Source organism: Pelosinus sp. UFO1 (assembly GCF_000725345.1).
Taxonomy (GTDB): domain Bacteria; phylum Bacillota; class Negativicutes; order DSM-13327; family DSM-13327; genus Pelosinus.
The window spans coordinates 1790806-1807517 of record NZ_CP008852.1; the positions used below are offsets into that span (position 1 = coordinate 1790806).

Sequence of the window (16712 nt, forward strand, 5' to 3'; positions counted from 1 at the left end):
TGACATATAAGGGCTGTTTTTGATATAATCACTCTAATAGAATACTACCTTTAACGTGGTCCTGTGAGGCTGCAAAGGAGACATTTACTAAAGTAGTGTATATTTATGCCTTCTTGCGTCATCACACGCCAGAAGGTTTTTTTATGCATGTTTTAAAGGGATTGACAACCGTTTCAATAATTTGATAGTATATATATAAGTAAAACATGCATAAATATAAATGGCTTTCACAAAAGTCTAATATGGTAGGGCGTATTCTGTTGCAAAAATACAAATACTATCCTTTAAGCTAATCCAGAGAGTTTGGCAAGGGTGTTTGTTCGGCCACAAGTCTATCTTGTTGCCTTGAAGCTCCTTGCCTACCTGGTAAGGAGTTTTATTTATGAGGAGGAGTGGCTGTGAGTAAACGCCAAATATCATTACGGGGAAAAGACATTTTAGGTCTTGAAACGATGACTGTGCCAGAGATGGAATTGATTTTAGAGACTGCTCGAGAAATGAAGGGGATTATTGGTCGTGATATAAAAAAGGTGCCATCATTACGAGGTAAGTCCGTTGTAAATTTATTTTTTGAAGCAAGTACTAGAACACGTACTTCTTTTGAATTAGCTGGTAAATACCTTGGGGCAGATGTAGTAAATATCACTGCGAGTGCAAGTAGTGTGACAAAAGGGGAAAGCCTGCGGGATACTTTATATACAATAGAAGCTATGGGGGTAGACGTGATTGTTATGCGTCACGAGGCTGAAGGTTCTGCCCAGTATGCGGCGAATATAGCCTCCCCTGTAATTATCAATGCTGGAGATGGAGCTCATGAACATCCTACCCAAGGGCTTCTGGATATGTTTACGATTAAAGAAAGCAAGGGTAAACTTGCAGGGCTCAAAATTGCTATTATTGGTGACATTTTTCATAGCCGAGTCGCTAGGTCTAATATTTGGGGGCTCATGAAAATGGGAGCTGAAGTTCACTTAGCAGGACCAAAAACCTTAATGCCTCGTGATATTGAACAAGCAGGAGTTTTTGTCCATGACAGAGTGGAAGCAGCCATAGAGGGAGCAGATGTTGTCAATGTCCTACGCATTCAGCGGGAACGGCAGCATAAAGGTTTATTCCCGTCCGCAAGAGAATATGCACGTATTTTTGGTGTGAATCAAGCTCGCTTGGATTTAGCAAAACCAGATGCATTAGTTATGCATCCAGGTCCGATGAATCGAGGATTAGAGATTTCTCCTGATATAGCCTATGGTGATCAATCTGTTATTCAAGAGCAAGTCAAAAATGGATTAGCAGTGAGAATGGCAGCTTTATTTTTGGTGTTGACAGGAGGTAAGAACATTGAAACTATTGCTTAAAAATGGACGAATGATCGACCCAGCTCAGAACATTGATAAAGTTACTGATATATTGATAGAAAATGGTTTAATTGCTAAAATTGGAGACAATCTAAGTGAAGCAGGAACGGAAGTGTTTGATGCTCAAGGACTCATGATTGCTCCTGGATTTGTAGATATGCATGTACATCTAAGGGAACCAGGGCTAGAAGCAAAAGAAGACATTGCATCGGGTACTAGAGCTGCAGCAGCAGGTGGATTTACTACCATCGCGTGTATGCCCAACACAAGTCCTACTATAGATAATGCCATTTTAGTATCGGGTATATTGCAGAGAGCACAGTCAGAGGGTGTAGTGAATATTAAGGTCATTGGAGCTCTAAGCAAAGGTCAGCAAGGCAAAGAGCTGTCCGAAATTGGTGACATGATACTTTCAGGCGCGGTGGCCATTTCTGATGATGGAAGTTCCCTAGATAATAATCGACTTTTTAAAACGGCTCTTGAGTATACCAGTATGTTTGGATGTCCTGTCATTTCTCACGCTGAGGATGAATCCTTGGTAGAAGAAGGAGTCATGCATGAAGGAGCAGTTTCGGCTATGTTAGGAATGAAAGGTCGACCTGCTGTAGCCGAAGACATTGCAGTAGCTCGCGATATAATGCTTGCCGAGTATACCGATTCTTTGCTTCATATTGCTCATGTCAGCAGCAAAGGTGCAGTAGAATTAATTCGCCAAGCTAAAAAACGGGGTGTTAAGGTCACTGCTGAAGTAACACCACATCATCTTACTCTAACAGATGAGGCGGTAAAAACTTTTGATACAGCCACTAAGGTAAACCCACCACTCCGCTCCTCTGATCATGTTGCCGCCTTGCTAGAAGGGTTAAAGGATGGTACATTAGATGCCATTGCGACAGATCATGCTCCCCATGCTTTTGAAGAAAAAGATCGGGAGTATAAACAAGCACCTTCTGGTTTTGCGGGGCTAGAAACAGCCATAGGGGTTGTTTTGACGGATCTATATCATACAGGAAAGTTCACATTGGTTGAGATTGTCGAGAGGATGTCAACAGCTCCTTCTCGTATATTAGGAATTAAGGCAGGGGGACTAGCAGTAGGAGCCCCGGCAGATATAACTATCATAGATGCAGATTTGGAATGGGTGGTAGACAGTAGTACCTTTTATACAAAAGGGAAACATACTCCATATGAGAAAAAAATATTAAAGGGCAAAGCGGTTGCTACACTAGTGAATGGCAACTTCGTAATGCAAAAAGGCGAGGTATGTATATGAAAGGGAAACTTATATTAGAAGACGGTTCCGTGTTTTACGGAAATCTGGTAGCAGATAGTAGTGCCGTTGGAGAAGTAGTATTTAATACAGGGATGACAGGATACCAAGAAATACTAACTGACCCGTCTTATTGCGGTCAGATCGTAACCTTGACCTATCCTCTCATTGGAAACTATGGCGTGGCAGATCTGTTCGAACAGTCAAGAAAATCATTTGTTCGCGGGTTTATTATTAGCGAACTTTGTGAGGAACCAAGTAATTATCAGTGTGAAAACACATTGACCAAATATTTAACGGATCATAATATTCCGTGTATATATGGAGTGGATACTCGCGCAATCACGCGGCGTATTCGTGCCAATGGAACGATGAAAGGTGTTATTGTTCCAGCAGAAACAAGTGAAGAAGAAATCAAAAAATATTTCGCAGTACTTCCTGAAATGAAAGAAGTACAGGAAGTTACCACTCCTGAAATATATAAGATTGAAAATAAAGGCCCTCATGTAGTAGTAATGGATTTTGGTATTAAAAACAACATCTTACGTTCTCTTCATCATTTAGGTTGTAATTTAACGGTTGTGCCAGCAGATACTACAGCTGAGAACATTATGAACTTAAAACCTGATGGCGTCTTTTTGTCAAATGGGCCAGGAGACCCCAAAGATGTACCCTATGCCATTGAAGCGATTAAAGAATTAATAGACAAAAAACCGATTTTTGGTATTTGCTTAGGCCACCAATTATTAGCTTTAGCGTTAGGTGCAGATACCTATAAATTGAAATTTGGTCATAGAGGTTCCAATCAACCGGTAAAGAACTTGTTAACGGGCAGAGTGCATATTACCTCTCAAAATCATGGATATGCAGTTGAGGAATCTTCCTTTGAAAATTTGGATGTATGTATTAGCCATAGGGCTGTAAATGATAATACAGTAGAAGGTATGCGCCATAAAAGCTTGCCAGTCTTCTCTGTACAATATCATCCTGAAGCATCGCCAGGGCCAGATGATAGCACGTATTTATTTGAAGAATTTATGGCGCTGTTGCCGAAGGGAGTTTAATTATGCCGAAGAAGGAATATCTTAAAAAAGTCATGGTAATCGGTTCAGGGCCTATCGTTATTGGGCAGGCTGCAGAATTTGATTATGCAGGTACCCAAGCGTGCCGTGCACTAAAAGAAGAGGGATTGGAGGTAATATTGGTTAACAGTAATCCAGCAACGATTATGACAGATACCAATATTGCTGACCGTGTATATATAGAGCCTCTAACTCCAGATTTTTTGGAAGCAATTATCGCAAAAGAACGTCCAGACGGTCTATTAGCTACATTAGGAGGGCAGGCCGGGCTAAATTTAGCTGTTAACTTATATGAAAATGGCGTACTCTCCAATTTTAATGTAGAACTACTTGGAACCTCACTGGAAGCAATCAAAAAGGCAGAAGACCGTGAATTATTTAAAGCAACGATGCAATCCATTGGCCAACCTGTTCCAGAAAGTATTACTGTAGAAGATGTAGAAAGTGCCTGCGAATTTGCAAGGCAAATCGGTTACCCTATTATTGTGCGTCCTGCTTATACCATGGGGGGAGCTGGCGGCGGTATTGTAGATAACGAAAACGACCTGATTGATGTCGTAATTCGTGGATTGAAATATAGTATGATTGGTCAGGTTTTAATTGAACGAAGTGTGGCTGGTTGGAAAGAGATTGAATATGAAGTCATGCGTGATGCTGCAGACAACTGTATTGTTGTGTGTAATATGGAAAACTTTGATCCAGTCGGCGTTCATACTGGAGATAGTATTGTAGTAGCTCCTTCTCAAACTCTGAGTGATCATGAATATCAAATGCTTAGAACTGCTTCTTTAAAAATCATTCGTGAACTCGGAATTGAAGGCGGTTGCAATGCCCAATATGCCCTTGATCCTCATAGTAGTCAATATTACGTTATTGAAGTAAATCCTCGGGTTAGTCGTTCCAGTGCGTTAGCTTCTAAAGCCACAGGATATCCTATTGCGAAAGTTGCCAGTAAGATTGCGATTGGTTACAACCTTGATGAAATACAAAATGCAGTCACGAAAAAAACCATGGCATGTTTTGAGCCTACATTAGATTATTTGGTAGTAAAATTCCCGCGTTGGCCTTTCGATAAATTCATGTTTGCCGATAGAATACTTGGCACACAAATGAAAGCTACAGGGGAAGTCATGTCCATTGACCGTTCCTTTGAAGGCGCCTTGTTAAAAGCAGTACGTTCACTAGAAATTGGACTCAATCATTTGCAGATACCTGAAATGGCGAACTTATCAACAGAAGAAGTACACAAAAAGCTAACCGTTGCCAATGATGAACGTATATTTATGATAGCAGAGGCATTGCGTAGGGGTATTTCAGTTGATGAAATCCATCGCATTACTAGTATTAACACCTTTTTCTTAAATAAGATTAAAAATATTATAGCTATGGAAGTATTGCTTAAAACAGAGGAGATATCCTCCGAACGTATGTTAAAAGCAAAAAAAATGGGCTTTACCGACAGGACCATCGCTGCATTATCTTCTAGTTCAATAGAAGAAATCAGAACTTCTCGCAAACAACAAGGTATTGTACCTTCCTATAAAATGGTAGATACTTGTGCCGCTGAGTTTGAAGCGGATACACCTTATTATTACTCTACCTATGCCCAAGAAGATGAAGTGACAGTCTCGGAAAAACGTAAGGTTATGGTTTTAGGTTCAGGCCCTATTCGTATCGGGCAGGGTGTAGAGTTTGACTATTGCTCTGTACATTCTGTTTGGGCTCTTAGAGAGATGGGCTTAGAATCTATTATCGTTAATAATAATCCTGAAACGGTAAGTACCGATTTTGATACAGCAGATCGTCTTTATTTTGAACCTTTGACTCCTGAAGATGTAATGAACATTATTGATAAAGAAAAACCAGAAGGTGTTATTGTACAGTTTGGAGGGCAGACAGCAATTAACTTGGCTCAGCCTTTAGCAAAAGCTGGTGTTAAAATATTAGGTACCAGTGTAGATAACATAGATCGGGCGGAAGATAGAGAACGCTTTGATGAGCTTCTTGAAGCAAATAACATTCCAAGACCTCAAGGTGGTACAGTCACGAATGGGGCAGATGCTGTTATAGAAGCAGCTAAGATTGGTTATCCAGTTGTAGTAAGGCCTTCCTATGTACTAGGCGGTCGTGCCATGGAGATTGTTTATACGGAAGCAGAATTAAAAGACTATATGACAAGAGCGGTTAAAGCTTCACCTGAGCATCCTGTATTAGTAGATCGTTATATGCAAGGTACAGAGGTAGAAGTGGATGCCATTTCTGACGGTAAAGATGTCTTTATCCCAGGTATTATGGAGCATGTGGAACGAGCCGGGGTGCATTCAGGTGATAGTATCGCTGTATACCCAACTAAGAGCTTGTCACCTGCCATTATTAATACAATCGTGGACTATACAACTAGGCTGGCAGTTGGCTTAGAGGTCAAAGGACTTATTAATATTCAATATGTAGTAGTAGACGAAAACGTCTATGTTATTGAGGTAAATCCACGTTCTAGCCGTACCATTCCTTTCTTAAGTAAAGTAACAGATGTGCCAATGGTAAATGTAGCTACTCGCGTAGCTATGGGGGAAAGCCTTGCTTCTCTTGGCTATAAATCTGGTTTGTTACCGTCTAAACCATATACGGCAGTTAAAGCACCAGTTTTCTCTTTCTCTAAGATGCAGCAAGTAGATATATCCTTAGGGCCAGAAATGAAATCTACTGGCGAAGTTATGGGGATTGATTATCATTATGCCAGAGCCTTATACAAAGCCATTACAGGTGCTGGGATGAACGTGCCTGAATACGGAACGGTATTATTCACCGTAGCAGACAAAGATAAAGAAGAGGGCGGGGAACTAGCAAAAAACCTTGCGGATCTTGGATATCATTTAGTAGCGACGGGTGGTACTGCGAAACATCTGCAGTCTTTAGGACTAACTGTCAATACTGTGGATAAAGTTCATGAACATAAACCTGACATTATTCAGATGATCAAAACAGGAAAAATTAACATGGTTATCAATACGCTGACCCATGGCAAAGAACCAGAGCGCGATGGCTACAAAATTCGTCGAGCAACAGTAGAACATGCTATTCCTTGTTTTACTTCTATGGATACAGCAAAGGCAGTGTTAGAGGTTCTCACCTTCATGCGGGAACGTCGCTTGTCTTACGTATTAGCAATACAAGATTATGTAGGTGGAGGGGATAGCCTTGCCTAAACTAGTGGTAGAAGCTCAGATTGTACGTAATAGTGAGATTGGCAATCAGGTGAAAGAATTAGTCCTATACGCCCCAGAAATTGCCACAATGGCAAAACCAGGACAATTTCTTCATGTGAGAGTGGCTAAGTCCTATCATCCCTTGCTGCGTCGACCCCTGAGCATTTCTGGCGCAGATAGAGAGGCTGGAACAGTTAGTACAATTTACCGGATAGTCGGACAAGGTACCGCTTACTTGGCGACCTTAGATACTAAGGATTCTGTAGACTGTATGGGTCCCTTGGGCAATGGTTTTACAATACAAGGTCAACGCCCTTTGTTAGTTGGTGGGGGAATGGGATTGGCGCCGCTAGTTTATCTAGCTGGTGCCTTATGCCCACGCCCTAGTGAGGTATTAATGGGCGGTCGTACAAAAGAAGAAATGTTTTGGCTTAGTATGTTCCATAACATGTGTAATAATATCCACGTAACAACAGATGATGGTACGTTAGGAAGTACTGGTGTAACATTAGATATATTGCCTGAGTTATTGAAAAAATCCACTTTTGATATAATTTACACTTGCGGCCCCCGGGTTATGATGGAGGGGGTAGCGAGACTTGCCGAAGAACACAATATTCCTTGTCAAGTTTCTTTAGAGGACTTCATGGCCTGTGGTATTGGAGGCTGTTTGTCCTGTACTTGTGCCACTAATGATGGGACGCGAAAAAAAGTATGTACGGATGGTCCTGTTTTTTGGGCTCAGGAGGTGATTTCATGAGTAGAGGGCAAGAATGCTGTACTCAGAAGGATATGCTTTCCGTAAGTATAGCCGGAATTAAAATGAAAACTCCCGTTATGACCGCTTCTGGAACCTTTGGTTTTGGGCTGGAATATACGGACTATGTAGATTTAAACAAGATTGGTGCGCTAGTTGTGAAAGGGACAACCCTGGCACCACGTTCAGGAAATAATGGGCGGCGTATTGCTGAGACGCCAGCTGGTATGCTAAATTCCATTGGTCTAGAAAATCCAGGGGTAGATGAATTTTTAGCTAATACATTACCACGATTATCAGAATATGATGTGCCTGTTATTGTGAATATGTCAGGTAATACAGTGGAAGAATATGGGCAATTAGCTGCTCGTCTTTCGGTTAAAGGTGTTGCAGGAGTAGAACTTAATATTTCTTGTCCTAATGTAAAAGAAGGTGGCATTGCTTTTGGAACGAATTGCGATAGTGCCTCTGCCGTAGTACGGCAGGTAAAAGAGAATACCAATCTACCAGTCATTGTAAAGTTATCTCCCAATGTAACGGATATTGTTGCTATGGCTCAGGCAGTAGAAGCAGCTGGAGCAGATGCAATATCCCTTATTAATACCTTACTAGGAATGTCTATTGATATTCATAAATGGCGTCCTGTATTAGGTAATGTGGTGGGGGGGTTATCAGGACCGGCAGTAAAACCAATTGCGGTACGTATGGTATGGCAAGTTGCCCAAGCTGTTAGCGTACCTATCATTGGTATGGGTGGAATTATGACAGCGGAAGATGCGATTGAGTTTATGTTGGCAGGGGCTAGTGCTATAGCCGTAGGCACGGCTAACTTTGTTGATCCCCGTGCATCTCAATCCGTAGCAGATGGTATTAAAGACTATCTCGCGCAACGTGGTTTAACCCATGTTGGCCAATTAGTAGGTAAAGTCAGTATATAAAATATTGGATGTGAGTGAATGAACGGTGATAAACGTTTAATCGTAGCCTTAGATGTTCATAGTATGGAAAAGGTACAGCAACTTGTGGAGCAACTAGGTGATTCTGTTAATTACTATAAAGTAGGTATGGAACTTTTCTATAGTGTGGGAAGTCAAGTTATCACCTATTTGCGCCAACAAACCAAAGATATTTTTCTAGATTTGAAATTACATGACATACCGAACACGGTAGGGCAAGGATTAGCTTCTTTGACAGAATTAGGTGCAAACATGCTAAATGTGCATGCATCCGGTGGATTTACTATGATGCAAACTGCAGCGAAAGCTGTAAAGAATAAAGCGGAACAGATGAATATTTGCCCACCTAAGTTAATTGCTGTTACTGTGCTGACTAGCATGAATCAAGAAGAATGGTCAACCCTTGGATTTGACTCAGAGTTATCTGGACAGGTAGTTCACTTAGCTAAGTTGGCACAAAAAGCGGGTTTAGATGGAGTTGTAGCATCACCACAAGAAGCGGCACAAATTCGCGTTGCATGTGGTAATGACTTTATAATAGTTACTCCTGGTATTAGACCAAGTGGAGCAGCGATTAACGACCAGAGCCGTATTGCTACACCAGCTGGTGCGCTTTTAAATGGGGCTAATCACTTAGTGATTGGGCGCCCGATTACTGGAGTAAGCGATCCAAGGCAAGCCGCAGAAGATATTTTAAAAGAAATGAGGGACTATAGTCATGAATGAAACACAAGTAAGACAATTGTTTGTTGATACAGGTGCCATCCTGGAAGGACATTTTTTATTAACGTCAGGATTACATAGCCCTTTATATGTTGAGAAATTTCAAGTACTGCAATACCCAGAACATACAGCAGCCTTGTGTAAAGCACTAGCAGAACGGTTCGTTCATGATCAAGTGGAATTAGTAATTGGCCCTGTTACTGGTGGGATCTTACTGGCCCATGAGGTTGGGAAGAATCTTGGCACTCGTGCTATCTTTACAGAACGTGAAAATGGTAAAATGACCTTACGGCGTGGGTTTACCATAAAACCTGGTGAACGGGTATTAATCGTAGAAGATATTGTTACTACAGGTGGTTCTGTGCAAGAGGTTTTAGATGTTGTCCGTGAACATGGCGGTACACCTGTAGGTGTAGGTATATTAGTAGATCGGAGTGGTGGCAAAGCCGACTTTGGTGTGCCTCATCAAGCTTTATTGCATTTAACGGTGGAGACACACCAGCCTGACAATTGTCCCCTGTGTGCCCAAGGAAATCCAATAACAAAACGTGGCAGCCGTAAGTTATAAAGGAAAATTAAGATTCAGATGAACTTTAGTTCAATCTGAATCTTAGTCTTTATAAAATAGTAAATGGTGAGTAAGTGAAAAACTAAAAAAAAATATAGGTAAATTAACATAATTCGTTAAAAAATGTCTTGCCATTAAGAACAAGTTGTGTTATTATTATCAAGTCGGTGGTTGACGCGACACAGTGGCCCAGTAGTTTAGCGGTTAGAATGCCGCCCTGTCACGGCGGAGGTCGTCGGTTCAAATCCGATCTGGGTCGCCATTTATTGCGGAAATAGCTCAGCGGTAGAGCATCGCCTTGCCAAGGCGAGGGTCGGGAGTTCGAATCTCCTTTTCCGCTCCATAGGGGTATAGCTCAATTGGTAGAGTAGCGGTCTCCAAAACCGTTGGTTGAGGGTTCAAGTCCTTCTGCCCCTGCCATATAACAAGGTGAAACGTCATTTTAAAAATGACGTTTTTTTTGTTTTTGGATGTTTGGACATATACCCCCTAGTCTGTGTGTTGTAAAAAGACAGAGGGATTTTAAATGTCAAAGATTAGAAGTTTAGTTTCAACAGATTCAAACAAATTTGATAAGCAAAATACCGTAGAACAATTTTTGGTTTTTTGTGAAACGTATGGACTTGGAAAGGATAGCTTACGAAGTCACAAGTATGCCTTAAATCAGTTTTTTGAGCAGTACACAGAAAAAAATATTGCAAACATTCCTGAAGTAAAAAAGGCGTTAACATCTGTGTTGAATGGTAAACAGGATGCATATTATAATAAAACGCTAAATGCAATACGGAAATTTTCAATTATTGTATCGACGAAGGGTTGATGAAGACTAATCCTGCGATAAAACTAAAATATCGCAGACCAACGATTCAGGTAGTTGACCACTCAGAAAAAAACATTCGAGATTTCATGAATGCCATCGAAACAGACACCTTTGCAGGGCTGAGAGATTTTGCTTTTGTAAACATGATGTTAGATTGCGGTATAAGACCAAACGAAGCTTTGCAAATTAAACCTTCTGATGTTAATTTACAAGGCAGACAAATTAGAGTAAGACGTGAATATGCAAAAACTAGGAAAGAAAGATATTTACCAATTTCCTTACAAGTGGTTGAAGTATTAAAGAAATTAATTTCTGTTAGACCTTCCGATTGGGAAACAGATGTTCCTGTGCTTTGTACTTATGATGGTCATAGAATGCCAGCGAGAGGAATGCAAGACAGATTTCGCAAATACTCGGCAAAAATCAATGTAGAAATAACACCTTACCATTTACGGCATGTTTTTGGATTGTTCTATGTTCGAAAATGGAGGTAGTGCATTTAGTTTACAAGCATTGTTGGGTCATGAAACTTTGGACATGACACGTGTGTATGTAAACTTAGCTTCTGAAGATGTGCGAGAAAATCATGAAAAAGCAAGTCCGCTCAAAAATTTATCTGCTTCAAAAAAAGAATAATGAAAATCTAATAGTTTGTTATTTAATTAAAATATAGTATTTCATACAATCGCCTCATTTTTAAATTTACATCTATAGACGAAGTGATATGATTTATTATTTCGTTGCAGCAGTATTATATTAATACAAAAATAGAATTAATTTGCTTATAATTTTGTTTACTATTTACCAAATCCCTACTTATTCAGTAAGAATTGTCTGATAGGAGTAATTATTATAGAGTAGGATTTAACCATTAAGCGGTTAGGTGCTTCTATTTGTAGGATTTTGGTAATTTATATTGAATATACTACATATATTACTTTGGCAAAGGATGTTTTATATGCCTGACAATATATTAAAATTATTCAAATCTAATCGACATGAAATTCTGACAGAAGATAATGATTATCTTAATACAATACCAAAGGGTAAAATGATAAAGAATTTTATTGAAAAAATTAGTGGTCATACAGCAGCACAAGTTCAGATGATAGCACTATATGGAGATTGGGGAAGTGGCAAGACTTCATTAATGCGGTGGATAGAAAAAGATTTATGTAAAGAAAGATTTTATCCTGTTTTCTTTGAAGCATGGAAACATGAAAATGATGAAAATTTGGCTTTGTCAATGGTGGATGTAATAAGTGTAAATAAAGAGACAGAACTAAAAGAAGTAGCAAATGAAGTTTTTTCAGCATTAAAAGGGATATTAAAAGGTGTTGCAAAAAGCATTACATTAGAAGTTCCTGGAGCAAAAATTAATCTTGAAAAAATTGTACAGGAAGCAGAAAATTATTTAAAACCAGATGATATTACATTTTATAAAAAAATTGATAATTTTCAAATTGCATATAAAAAAATGGAAAATTCAATTTTGGGTAACGGTGAAAAAAAACTATTAATATTTATTGATGACTTAGACCGCTGTGAACCTGAAAATGTATTAGCATTATTGTCTGCAATAAAACTATTTTTTACATTTGGTCAGAGAACTATATTTATGTGTGGATTAGATAAAGAAGCTGTTAATAAAGCCGTTCAACACAAATATGGACAAGTTTTAAAATCAGATGAATATTTAGAAAAAATCTTTGATATTTCCTTTTCTATGCCAAAAGAAATATATCTAAGAAGATTCTTGGAAACATATCTAATAAGCGAAAATAAGAGAGTTATCGAAGGGGTTAATACTATAGAAGGTAAAGAAAAAGAATATAAAACGTCAAACTTGGTTTCCGATTTTTTTGAAACTATTAAATTTGGTAATTCAAGACAATTAAGAAAAATTTTAAATAAATACATATTTATAAAATATTTAAAAGAACAAGATATAGGTAATAATGATTTAATACCAAATTTAAATCAATCATTTTATGTTATTTTGACTCTATTTATTATAATTTTGTATGAATTTCATCCTGATTACTATAATATTATAAAAAACTATGATAATAAACTTATACATTATTCGAATACCATGAATTCGGATATAGATAACAATATAGAAAATGTCAAGTTTTATTTATTATCTACTGCTATACAAACAATTAAAGAAATGAAATGTGAAAAACAAGTGCCAAGAGGAAAAGACCTAAATAAATTATCATCAGATGAACAGAAAAACTTTGAAATATTTAGATATAGTTTTCTTACTATTTTTGCACCGTTATCAAAGAAATATCTTATTCTTAATTATTCTTATCCAAATGCTTATATGAATCAATTTACCGAACAAGATAATATTTTATCGAGATTTTGTATGTTTATTGAAAAGAATATAGATTGTGTACTTGAATGTAATGATGAATATATTTTATCAGATATATTTGCTATGGCTGAATTATACTTATAAGTATCATAAACCTTGCATTTAATTGCAGGGTATTTTTTTGTCCTAAACGCCCCTAACTGCTTAATGGTTAGATTTCACTTTCATATTTGTAGGATTTTGGTAATTAATGTAGAATATGATATTTATGATTATTGGGGAAGGAGGATGAAATATGGAAAGCTATAACGCTGCAAGTTTAGCTATTAAACATCTTGAATATGGAGGAAATAGTAACAAATGTTATTGCAGAAAAAAACAAGAAGATTATAGTTGATGATAATATTAATGTCGGATACGCTAACTATAGCCCTGTCAATTAAGGCAGGGTTATTTTTTACTATGTAGAGAATTGAAATAAAATGTAAAAAATGGAAAATATAAACTATCGGGCAAAGGTGGGAGAAAATATGTCAGATGAAAAAGAATCAAGTGAAGCAGATAAACCTTTAATTAGAAAAGATTTATTAGATTATGTAGTGAAATTAAATGATAGAGAAATTGGAAAAACTAAAAATACAGGCTTTACGATTTTAGCATTATTAAGTGCAGTAGGGGCAATTGGTTATAAGATGTTTGAATTTTTTCCGATTTATCAAATTGAACAAGAGAGTTTATTAGTAGTATTTACAGCACTTGTTAACTTTGTTTTAGTTGCTTATCGTTTGTGGTTGGATTTATGCAATGAAAATAGTAAAGTTTATTTAGCAAATGGAATTAGAAATTATCATTTTTCTATACACTCTATAATGTGGAGTGTAATAATTTTTACAGCTATTTTCTTAAATATAAAATCGAAAGATATATTTTTTTATTTCCTTAATCATCAATATACAGTTAACCAATGTTTTATATATGGATATATTTTTGTAATATTATCAAACCCAATTCAATATTTTATATATCAAGTAAAAAAGAAAATTAAAAAAGTAAAATATGAAATAACAAATTTACGAATAGATGCGTATAACTTTTGGGTAATTAGTTATATGCAAGTAATTGTACCTATAATCTTTTTAGGTATTTTGATAATAAATTTTGATTGTAAAAGTTATTTGTTTTATTTTGACGATTATAATAATTTTTATCTAATTAATTCAAAAGTTATAAAATTGTCTTGTTTAATATTAGCGATTTGCATTTTAGTTGTTATGAGTATTAGACAATCAATATTTTCACTAACTAATAAATACAGTGAAAGCATAGAAAAAAATATAATCGCATCAAATTTATCAATAGATGAAATAAGGGGAAATGTTATAAAACATTTTGGATGTCAGACTCTACACGAATGGATTCAAGAACAATATAAATATCAAGAAGAATATAAAACTTGTGTTGATGATGATATAACAAATATCCCAACGTGTCTTAACATGCTGAAATATGAAATTGTAGATAAAAAAATGAAGCCAAATGAAATATATTTTTATATTATCGAATCAAATATGAAATTAACAAAACATAGAAAAGAGTACGAAAAGAGAACAAAAGAACTGAAATTGATGTGGGTGCAAGTTGGATTACTTAGTTATGAAGCTAATAAAATTGATGAAATAATTCGTTCATGGGATGCTAATTTTGATTTATTTAAAAACCATGCAAAATGGTTTGAAGAATCAGTTGAAAATTTATTATTACAACAAACAAACGAACCTCACGACCTGCTATGACAGCAGGTCTTTTTCTTTTTACTCTAACAACAATTTTATCTTTGTTATAATTTCAATATTTCCGATTACATATCACAAAATATGTTAAAATATACCTATCTAAGAACTTAAAGGAGACAAGCATGGATAAAAAATTAAAAAGATTTTTAAAATATGCATTAGTTACTGCTTGTATATTTCTTGCAATTGGTTGGTATATGCAATACTGTAATAATCCAAATAATTACTTTACTATTGCTACACAACAATGGTGGCAGAATGTTTTATTGAATATTGGAGCAGGTTTACTTACAACAATTGCAGTAATATTTTTTTATGACATGGTTCTATTAAAAAACAGTGAAAAAGATAAAATTTTTAAAAGTCAAATTGCTTTAAATAGTCTATATAAGGTTTTAGATGACCACTTTCGTCATGTTCTATATGCTATGTATAGGTCATCAGCATTGCAAGAAAAAGAATTTAATTCATTAGATGATTTCTTTTCTGATGAATATTTTAAAGAAATAGAATATCTTGATTTCAATAAATCGCCATATTTAAATAAAGATGATGAAAGGCAAGATGAAGTAGAAGAATATAGTTCAATTCCACGTAATTATAAAATTGTTCTTGATTATAATAAGCGACTTGCTGAATATCTGCTGAATGAAGTGTTAATGGCTTACGGTCAATTCCTTGAAGCTGACATCTCTGAAGTTTTACAAGAAATCAGATTTTCTCCTTTTATACTATACTCATATAATTTACCATCATTGACGAAGTGGCATAGTCAATCTTTTTTTAAAATGTTAAGACCTTTAGCAGTTAATGGGAGTATTGCACCAAATGGATTTGATATAAAAGAAAATGAAGAACTGATTGAGGCATTAAAAAAACACGTTAATTTATTTAAACAAATAGTATCACTTTATAATAAATATGCACCACCTGAAAAGAAGTTCACTTTTGAAAAAGCATCTAATGGAGTTATAATTGAATGGGGGTGTTGTAGAATAACTAATAAAATTATAACAGGAACAGCTTCTCTAAGCTTATCTGACGATGAAGCTGATATTAATAAAACAATATTGAAAAAAATTACTAAGATAGAAGAACAACTTAATAAACTAATTACAGAACCAAATGTAAAATCAGTTTGATTATTTTAATAAATACAACGAAAAGAAGGTGATTTATGGAAACCTTTGCTCAATGGGTACAAACTTATCAATCAATCATTGTAGTAATTATTGGTGTTGTTGGTTGGATAACTAATCATCAACTAAGTTTACGTGCACAAAATAAAAATTTTTTAAATCAACTACATAATACAGCTAGGATAGATATAACTTTAAAATTAAGGGAATACCAAGCTTTTTTAATTCTATTATCAAAATTCTATTCATTATTACATGAAACATATAAAAAGAAAGAAATTGATTTTCCTAGTGATATAGAAAGTTATATTCGCATTCTGCAAAAACGTGATGATAGATGGTCGTTAGTTATGAAAGAGTATCAAATTTTAATTCTGAATTAGAGCAAGCATATAATATATTAAATGAACGTGATTCTAAAATAAAAACTTTTATTAAAATTGGGTTTACTGCAGATGGATTTAATCACAACTTATTTACTAAAATTATTGAACAATCTTTAGGGACTTCAATTTTAATCATAGACCAAATATCATTAATTGATGACTTGCTGTTATATTTACAAGAAAAATCCTTTGCAAACATAACAGGAAAGGCAATTCGTGAAACCAAATCTGATGGTGATAATAGACCCAAATTTATTTATGATGGGAAATTAAAATACGTAGAAGAAAAAGAAGAACACAATGCTCTTTGAGCCATTGTGTTCTTCTTTGT

The 16712-nt window shown here is 36.0% G+C and carries 16 protein-coding genes and 3 tRNA genes; all 19 read left to right on the forward strand.

The features are described from left to right. The first annotated feature begins 398 nt into the window (after positions 1-398). The 19 genes from UFO1_RS08135 (at position 399) to UFO1_RS08220 (ending at position 16692) form a co-directional block, all read left to right on the forward strand. Entirely contained in the window at positions 399-1355 is a 957-nt protein-coding gene (locus tag UFO1_RS08135; RefSeq protein ID WP_038669970.1) for an aspartate carbamoyltransferase catalytic subunit, read from the forward strand. Next, positions 1339-2628 carry a dihydroorotase gene (locus tag UFO1_RS08140; RefSeq protein ID WP_038669971.1) on the forward strand — a complete coding sequence of 430 codons (1290 nt, stop codon included), beginning with the start codon at positions 1339-1341 and terminating at the stop codon, positions 2626-2628. Before UFO1_RS08135 ends, UFO1_RS08140 begins: the two co-directional genes overlap by 17 nt. Beyond that, a complete protein-coding gene (carA, locus tag UFO1_RS08145) occupies positions 2625-3689 on the forward strand; it encodes a glutamine-hydrolyzing carbamoyl-phosphate synthase small subunit (RefSeq protein WP_038669972.1) in 1065 nt (354 codons plus the stop codon). Before UFO1_RS08140 ends, carA begins: the two co-directional genes overlap by 4 nt. Before the next feature lie 2 nt (positions 3690-3691). Further along, complete coding sequence (carB, locus tag UFO1_RS08150; RefSeq protein WP_038669973.1) at positions 3692-6913, forward strand: carbamoyl-phosphate synthase large subunit; 3222 nt, start codon at positions 3692-3694, stop codon at positions 6911-6913. Next, positions 6906-7673, forward strand: a complete 768-nt coding sequence (locus UFO1_RS08155) for a dihydroorotate dehydrogenase electron transfer subunit (protein ID WP_038669974.1) — start codon at positions 6906-6908, stop codon at positions 7671-7673. Before carB ends, UFO1_RS08155 begins: the two co-directional genes overlap by 8 nt. Further along, complete coding sequence (locus tag UFO1_RS08160) at positions 7670-8608, forward strand: dihydroorotate dehydrogenase (RefSeq protein WP_038669975.1); 939 nt, start codon at positions 7670-7672, stop codon at positions 8606-8608. Before UFO1_RS08155 ends, UFO1_RS08160 begins: the two co-directional genes overlap by 4 nt. Positions 8609-8626: 18 nt before the next feature. Continuing rightward, complete coding sequence (pyrF, locus tag UFO1_RS08165) at positions 8627-9352, forward strand: orotidine-5'-phosphate decarboxylase (RefSeq protein ID WP_038669976.1); 726 nt, start codon at positions 8627-8629, stop codon at positions 9350-9352. Next, positions 9345-9917: an orotate phosphoribosyltransferase gene (pyrE, locus tag UFO1_RS08170; RefSeq protein WP_038669977.1), complete on the forward strand. Its 573-nt coding sequence runs from the start codon at positions 9345-9347 to the stop codon at positions 9915-9917. The genes pyrF and pyrE overlap by 8 nt, the downstream gene beginning before the upstream one ends. A 186-nt stretch (positions 9918-10103) precedes the next feature. Continuing rightward, positions 10104-10179, forward strand: a tRNA-Asp gene (locus tag UFO1_RS08175). A 6-nt stretch (positions 10180-10185) separates the two neighbouring features. Continuing rightward, positions 10186-10260, forward strand: a tRNA-Gly gene (locus tag UFO1_RS08180). A 1-nt stretch (position 10261) separates the two neighbouring features. Beyond that, a tRNA-Trp gene (locus UFO1_RS08185) sits at positions 10262-10337 on the forward strand. Between the two features lie 106 nt (positions 10338-10443). After that, on the forward strand, positions 10444-10737 hold the full coding sequence (locus tag UFO1_RS08190) for a hypothetical protein (RefSeq protein ID WP_038669978.1): 294 nt from the start codon (positions 10444-10446) through the stop codon (positions 10735-10737). Further along, positions 10737-11231: a site-specific integrase gene (locus UFO1_RS08195; RefSeq protein WP_051788863.1), complete on the forward strand. Its 495-nt coding sequence runs from the start codon at positions 10737-10739 to the stop codon at positions 11229-11231. Before UFO1_RS08190 ends, UFO1_RS08195 begins: the two co-directional genes overlap by 1 nt. After that, a complete protein-coding gene (locus UFO1_RS25145) occupies positions 11212-11373 on the forward strand; it encodes a hypothetical protein (protein ID WP_158442780.1) in 162 nt (53 codons plus the stop codon). The genes UFO1_RS08195 and UFO1_RS25145 overlap by 20 nt, the downstream gene beginning before the upstream one ends. A gap of 322 nt (positions 11374-11695) precedes the next feature. Further along, positions 11696-13207, forward strand: a complete 1512-nt coding sequence (locus tag UFO1_RS08200) for a P-loop NTPase fold protein (RefSeq protein ID WP_038669979.1) — start codon at positions 11696-11698, stop codon at positions 13205-13207. 386 nt (positions 13208-13593) lie between these two features. Further along, positions 13594-14856 carry a hypothetical protein gene (locus tag UFO1_RS08205; RefSeq protein WP_038669980.1) on the forward strand — a complete coding sequence of 421 codons (1263 nt, stop codon included), beginning with the start codon at positions 13594-13596 and terminating at the stop codon, positions 14854-14856. 122 nt (positions 14857-14978) lie between these two features. Next, positions 14979-15998 (forward strand): hypothetical protein, encoded by a 1020-nt coding sequence (locus UFO1_RS08210; RefSeq protein WP_038669981.1) that lies wholly within the window; start codon positions 14979-14981, stop codon positions 15996-15998. Positions 15999-16033: 35 nt separating this feature from the next. Next, entirely contained in the window at positions 16034-16378 is a 345-nt protein-coding gene (locus UFO1_RS08215) for a hypothetical protein (protein ID WP_038669982.1), read from the forward strand. Further along, a complete protein-coding gene (locus tag UFO1_RS08220; protein ID WP_038669983.1) occupies positions 16333-16692 on the forward strand; it encodes a hypothetical protein in 360 nt (119 codons plus the stop codon). The genes UFO1_RS08215 and UFO1_RS08220 overlap by 46 nt, the downstream gene beginning before the upstream one ends. Positions 16693-16712: the final 20 nt, after the last annotated feature.